Origin of the sequence: Escherichia sp. MOD1-EC6475 (assembly GCF_003046645.1) — a bacterium.
Classification (GTDB): Bacteria; Pseudomonadota; Gammaproteobacteria; order Enterobacterales; family Enterobacteriaceae; genus Escherichia; species Escherichia ruysiae.
This window is the reverse complement of sequence record NZ_PZKQ01000099.1, coordinates 1-6,194: the sequence shown is the minus strand read 5'-3', so window position 1 is coordinate 6,194 and position 6,194 is coordinate 1. Positions and strand designations below refer to the sequence as shown.

The 6,194-nt window shown below is 50.2% G+C and carries 5 protein-coding genes; 3 read left to right on the top strand and 2 right to left on the bottom strand.

Annotation, left to right across the window (positions count from 1 at the left end; genetic code table 11):
* Positions 1 to 104: 104 nt before the first annotated feature.
* Positions 105 to 797, top strand: a complete 693-nt coding sequence (locus A7589_RS22250; RefSeq protein WP_000836458.1) for a dTMP kinase — start codon at positions 105 to 107, stop codon at positions 795 to 797.
* Positions 798 to 844: 47 nt separating this feature from the next.
* On the opposite strand, the gene pitB is transcribed toward A7589_RS22250, so the two are convergent.
* Positions 845 to 2,344: an inorganic phosphate transporter PitB gene (gene pitB / locus A7589_RS22245; RefSeq protein ID WP_000933254.1), complete on the bottom strand. Its 1,500-nt coding sequence runs from the start codon at positions 2,342 to 2,344 to the stop codon at positions 845 to 847.
* 291 nt (positions 2,345 to 2,635) lie between these two features.
* Entirely contained in the window at positions 2,636 to 4,495 is a 1,860-nt protein-coding gene (gss, locus tag A7589_RS22240) for a bifunctional glutathionylspermidine amidase/synthase (protein ID WP_010348713.1), read from the bottom strand.
* 204 nt (positions 4,496 to 4,699) lie between these two features.
* Between gss and yghU the strand changes: the two genes are divergently transcribed.
* Both yghU and A7589_RS22230 read left to right on the top strand, forming a co-directional pair.
* The gene (gene yghU / locus A7589_RS22235; protein WP_000131799.1) at positions 4,700 to 5,566 is read left to right on the top strand and encodes a glutathione-dependent disulfide-bond oxidoreductase; all 867 of its coding nucleotides are present in this window, start codon (positions 4,700 to 4,702) and stop codon (positions 5,564 to 5,566) included.
* Between the two features lie 124 nt (positions 5,567 to 5,690).
* Positions 5,691 to 6,194, top strand: a 504-nt coding sequence (locus A7589_RS22230) for an IS110 family RNA-guided transposase (protein ID WP_108189023.1), incomplete at its 3' end; no start/stop codon positions are given.

Here is a 6,194-nt window from a genome sequence, read left to right as displayed (position 1 = left end):
TAAGTTGGCAGCATCACCGTCACATTGACCTGAATTACACTTTCATAAAAACACATTAATTAAATAAATATTTTGGACGGGTATTTAAATTTAAGGATATATTCATGAAGTCAATAACTCCTCCATTAATTGCTGTCATTGGTAGCGATGGTTCAGGCAAGTCAACGGTGTGTGAACATCTCATTAACGTTGTTGGAAAATATGGTGCCGCCGAAAGAGTTCATTTAGGAAAGCAGGCCGGAAATGTCGGACGTGCGGTGACAAAATTACCGTTGATGGGAAAATCCCTGCATAAAACCATTGAAAAAAATGAAGTGAAAACGGCAAAAAAATTACCAGGGCCGGTTCCGGCGCTGGTGATTACGGCATTTGTCGCCCGTCGCTTACTGCGTTTTCGCCATATGCTCGCCTGTCGTCGTCGCGGGTTGATTGTTTTAACCGACCGTTATCCGCAGGACCAAATTCCTGGCGCTTACGATGGTACGGTGTTCCCACCCAACGTTGAAGGCGGCTGGTTTGTTTCATGGCTGGCAAGCCAGGAACGTAAAGCGTTTCACTGGATGGCGAGCTATAAACCTGATTTAGTTATCAAACTCAATGTTGATCTGGACGTTGCCTGCGCGCGCAAACCTGACCACAAAAGGGAATCGCTGGCGAGGAAAATTGCGGTCACCCCGCAGTTAACGTTTGGCGGAGCACAACTGGTTGATGTTGATGCCAATCAGCCGCTGGAACAAGTACTGATTGATGCAGAAAAAGCGATAACGGATTTTATGACCGCGCGGGGATATCACTAGTCAAAAATGGAAATGCCCGATCGCCAGGACCGGGCATTTCAGCAAGGTTAAATCAACTGCAATGCTATCCAGTACAGACTACCAGACAGAAAAATCGCCGCCGGTAAGGTGAACACCCACGCCATCAGGATGCTGGTTACCGTTTTACGCTGTAAGCCTCCACCATCCACGACCATCGTCCCTGCCACCGCAGAAGAGAGTACGTGTGTTGTGGAAACTGGCATACCGATGTAGCTGGCAAGGCCGATAGATACCGCCGCCGTCATTTGCGCCGCCATCCCTTGCGCATACGTCATGCCACGCTTACCAATCTTCTCACCGATGGTCATCGCTACACGACGCCAGCCAATCATGGTGCCGATACCGAGCGCCAGCGCCACTGCCATAATGATCCACACCGGAGCGTATTCAATGGTGCTTAACATATCGCTACGCAGTTTTTTCAGCAGGTTCTGGTCTTCTTTACTGACGTCTGGCAGTTTCGCCAGCTTCGCGGAGGTATCAGAAATGCACAGCATAATGCGGCGCAGCTGGCTGCGCTGACTCACGCTTAACGACTCGTAGCTTTCCATATTGCCTGGCAGCATCGTTTTAACGCGCGCAATCGCATCAAAGGTATTTGCCGGATGACAATGGAACTCCGTCACTTGTGTGCCATCCGTCGGAGTCGCAGGCAGCGGGGGTTCCATCGTAATCAATTTCTGCGGCAATTCAGGATGCTGTTGCAGATAGTGTTCAAAGTTAGTCACTGCATCGCGGGTACGGGTAATTTCATAGCCGGACGCGTTCATATTGACGACAAACCCGGCGGGCGCAATTCCCACCAGCACCAGCATCACAAGACCGATCCCTTTTTGTCCATCGTTCGCACCATGCGAAAACGCCACGCCCGCAGCGGAAACAATCAGTGCAATACGCGTCCAGAATGGCGGCTTACGTTTACCTTTTTTCTTTTTGCGATCCTCAGGAATGCGGTGAATACGGTCACGCTTTTTCGTCCCGCTCCAGAAGCGGCGCAGCAGGAAAATCAGTCCTCCCGCAATCACCAGCCCCACAATTGGGGAGACGATCAGTGAGGAGAAAATCTTGGTCACTTCACGCAGATTTAACGCGTCCATCACCGATGAGCCGGTTAACATCGCATTAGTTAAACCGATGCCGATAATCGCGCCAATCAAAGTATGTGAACTGGAGGCCGGTAAACCAAAAAACCACGTTCCCAGGTTCCAGATAATCGCCGCCAGCAGCATGGAAAAGACCATCGCCAGACCGTGGGTTGACCCCATATTCAGCAGCAAATCGGTTGGCAACATATGGACGATGGCATAAGCGACGCTAAGTCCGCCAAGCAATACGCCAAAAAAGTTAAAAAACGCCGCCATTACCACAGCAAGTTGTGGTTGCATGGCGCGGATATAAATAACGGTTGCCACCGCATTTGCCGTGTCATGAAAACCATTGATTGCTTCGTAGAACAACACAAATGCCAGAGCAAGTAATAACAAAAGCCCCGTATATATATCAAGGCCAACAAATAAATTTAGCATATATTAGATTACGCCATTTTGAATTTACGAACGGAGGCATTATCAGTGACTTTCGCGGCGCGGGCAAAGTGAAATATCATTTTTTAACGATAAAAAGAGTGTTATTTCTTGTGTATCAGACAATAAGCATTAATTCAAAATTATCAGGAATAATTAATACACAGGCATTTTGCCAGTTTATATATTCACAAATGAAATGAGCAAATAATAAAATATATGAATATTAAATACTTTGATTAATCCCCGTACTGATTACTCTTTATAATCAGTACGGGGTTGCTACTACATGTATTACTCTTTCACCACAATTAACGGTTCAATATCACTCTCTTTTTTGATGACCAGTGATTCATCGCCGCGCAAGCAAGTCCCGCCATAGTTGCCACCAACGGTGAAGGTACATACCTGGATGTATTTACCGTCCACTTTCGGCAAGCACCACAACTGTTGATAGATGTTTTTCTGCTCGGCAAATTTACCGCTGGTTTGATCCAGCACCTCTTCATGATGGCTGACCAGGTCGATATTGCTGCCACAGCGACCGGCAATCGGCTTCACGGCATAACCGGTTTTCACCAGTTCATCATTAACAGTGAAATCAGTATCCAGCAGATAGCGATGGTGCGGGAACAGCGACCAGAGGATCGGCAGAATCGCTTTGTTACCGGGGATCACCGTCCACAGCGGCTCAAAGACCAGCACTTCCGGGCGCAGCAGAACGTCGATCAGACGTACTTCATTTTGCGGATGACCGGTACGAATCGGCACTGCGGCAAACTCACGGTCACTGACTTCACGAATCTGATCAAACGCGGTTTCCCACGCCCAGGTTTTCCATACGCAGTTAACCAGTCGCCCTTCCCCATCAATCAGTTGCCCGGCAGCATCCCAGCCCAGTTCATCCAGCCCGCGCAAAATACGCGTTTCAAAGCCAGCCTGTTGCAGCGCCTGCTCCATAAACTGGGCGTGATAATTCTCCTCGATATCTTTGTCCTGCATGATATGGACAAATGGACGTGCACGACTGTGTTTCCATGCGCCTGCCAGTTCGTTAATCAGCCCTTCTGCCGGATTGAAGCCGTTGCCTTTATAGCCTTGCTCCGTCCAACGTTCGAGGATCAAGCCCGCTTCAGTATGGCAGGAGGCGGAATCGGCATTGTATTCGTAGACCTTCAGGCCACGCTCATCCATACAGAAATCCATACGACCGGTGATCATATGGTGACGGCGACGCTGCCAGGAGAGACGCAAACGCGGCCAGAGGATTTTTGGAATGTCGAACAATGCCAGCAGGTTGTCATCTTTCAGCACCTTGTCGGTAGCGTGAAGATACATCAGGTGCAGCTCGTTGGTGGCTTTAATTAGCTCCTGCTCGGCACTCTCGGTGATGGTGTAATAATGATACGGATCCTGATTAATCACCTGACCGTTGGCCTGCACGTAGGCATTTTGCAGCGGGTCTTTTTCATCCAGCCATTTACCGTCAAACTGGCCTTTGTTTTCCAGTCGCGCTCCGCTGATTTTCAACAAATCGCCTTCAATTTGCGGCTGTGGCAAGCTGTATTCGGTATCTTCCGTCTGAATCATCCAGCCCAGAATGGTGGTGTCATCAAACGTGTCTTTGAGGGTATAGCAGCCGTTTTCTACCACCATCTCCAACTCGCGCGTCCACTGCTGCCCTTGCGGTAACGGGGAATGAATCACGTTCTGTTCCGCAATACGGACTTTGTTGCCGTGCAATTGGGTAATGATGGCGACATGGCCGGTATCTTTAAATTCTCCGCCTTTATCCCAGATAAGCAGCGCACCCGCGACTGGCGCACGCGGCGAGCCGTTAGGAAATGCCTGCAATGGCAGGATGTTGTCGTTAACCACTTCACGCAGGAAGCGCAGCGAGAAAATCTCCCACGCCATGCCTACATCAGTGAAGACCACACCGTAATTCAGAAAGAGAAAACGGCGAGCAAATTCAACGCATTGCCATTTGTGGCCCATATATTCATCGTCGATATAGCTACGAAATACGGCGTCATCTTCGTATTCCTGCGGATCGAGAGAACTGTAATCTGAAGAGTAGATTGCTACACCACCGGGGGCGTAGCCCAATAATGTCCCGAACGGGGCATCCTGGCTGGTCGTTCCTTTGCTCATCACTTTACCTTTAACAATACAACCTAAGCAGTTGGCGTAATTGTTGTGCTCTGATTACCTGCTCAGCGACATTAACCGGACAGAGGTCTGACTTATCATACACCTCAACGCAGCGGCTGGCGCAAAGGGTTAAAAAATTCACAATCTGTACAGCAATCGAACTGCTACACTGCTTCAACACTACCACTCAGAAGGCAACTCAGTATGACAGACAATACTTATCAGCCCGCGAAAGTCTGGACGTGGGATAAATCCGCTGGCGGCGCGTTCGCCAATATTAATCGCCCGGTTTCTGGTTCGACGCATGAAAAAACGTTGCCGGTTGGCAAGCACCCGTTACAGCTCTATTCGCTGGGCACGCCAAACGGTCAGAAAGTGACAATTATGCTCGAAGAACTACTCGCGCTGGGCGTCACCGGCGCAGAGTACGACGCGTGGCTGATTCGCATTGGCGATGGCGATCAATTCTCCAGCGGCTTTGTGGAAGTGAACCCGAACTCAAAGATCCCGGCATTGCGCGATCATACGCATAATCCGCCGATCCGCGTGTTTGAGTCAGGATCGATTCTGCTTTATCTGGCAGAGAAATTTGGCTACTTCTTGCCGCAGGATCTGACAAAACGGACTGAAACGATGAACTGGTTGTTCTGGTTACAGGGCGCTGCGCCGTTCCTCGGCGGTGGTTTTGGTCACTTTTACCATTACGCGCCAGTGAAAATTGAGTACGCCATCAACCGTTTTACCATGGAAGCCAAACGCCTGCTCGACGTACTGGATAAACAACTGGCGCAGCATAAGTTTGTTGCGGGCGATGAGTACACCATTGCTGATATGGCAATCTGGCCGTGGTTTGGCAACGTGGTATTAGGCGGCGTGTATGATGCCGCAGAGTTTCTTGATGCGGGCAGTTATAAGCACGTGCAACGCTGGGCGAAAGAAGTGGGTGAACGTCCGGCTGTGAAGCGTGGACGAATTGTTAACCGCACCAACGGGTCGCTGAACGAGCAGTTGCATGAGCGCCATGATGCCAGTGATTTCGAGACGAATACGGAAGATAAGCGTCAGGGGTAAGGGTTGGTGTTCGTCGCAGCAAGCCATCCAGGGCGATGTAGGCCGATGTGATGGACACCTCCCGCCTTACGGCATCAATGTGCCAGACTGAGGTGTACTCAGTTCCCGGGTGGAGGTGTCCGCCATGAATATTAAGCGTATTGGTCTCGACCTTGCAAAAAATGTTTTTCAGATCCACGGCGTTGATCACCATGAAAAAGTGGTACTGCGAAAAACCCTGCGCCGTGCCCACATGATGACGTTTTTCTCCGGCCTTTCTCCCTGTCTTATTGGTATTGAGGCCTGTGGCTCTTCCCATTACTGGGCCCGCGAGCTCACCCGCATGGGCCATACCGTGCGTATTATTCCGCCGAAACTCGTCAAACCTTATCTCAAAGGCAACAAAAACGACGCCAATGATGCAGCAGCCATCTGCGAGGCCATCAGCAGGCCTGGTATGCGTTTTGTCGCTCTCAAATCGGAAGCACAGCAGACGTTACAGGCAGAGCACCGGGTCCGGGCCAGGATCATCCGCGAGCGGACGGCACTGTGCAATGAAATCCGGGGGCTGTTGAGTGAATTTGGTCTGGTGCTGCCAGTGGGGATAAATCACGTGCGTAAAGCCCTGCTGGAAATCCTGTCGCAGCAG

Excerpts from the sequence above, each read along its gene's own strand:
- yghU (WP_000131799.1), top strand. The coding sequence starts at position 4,700 with ATGACAGACAATACTTATCAGCCCGCGAAAGTCTGGACGTGGGATAAA.
- A7589_RS22250 (WP_000836458.1), top strand. The coding sequence starts at position 105 with ATGAAGTCAATAACTCCTCCATTAATTGCTGTCATTGGTAGCGATGGT.
- gss (WP_010348713.1), bottom strand. The coding sequence starts at position 4,495 with ATGAGCAAAGGAACGACCAGCCAGGATGCCCCGTTCGGGACATTATTG.
- pitB (WP_000933254.1), bottom strand. The coding sequence starts at position 2,344 with ATGCTAAATTTATTTGTTGGCCTTGATATATATACGGGGCTTTTGTTA.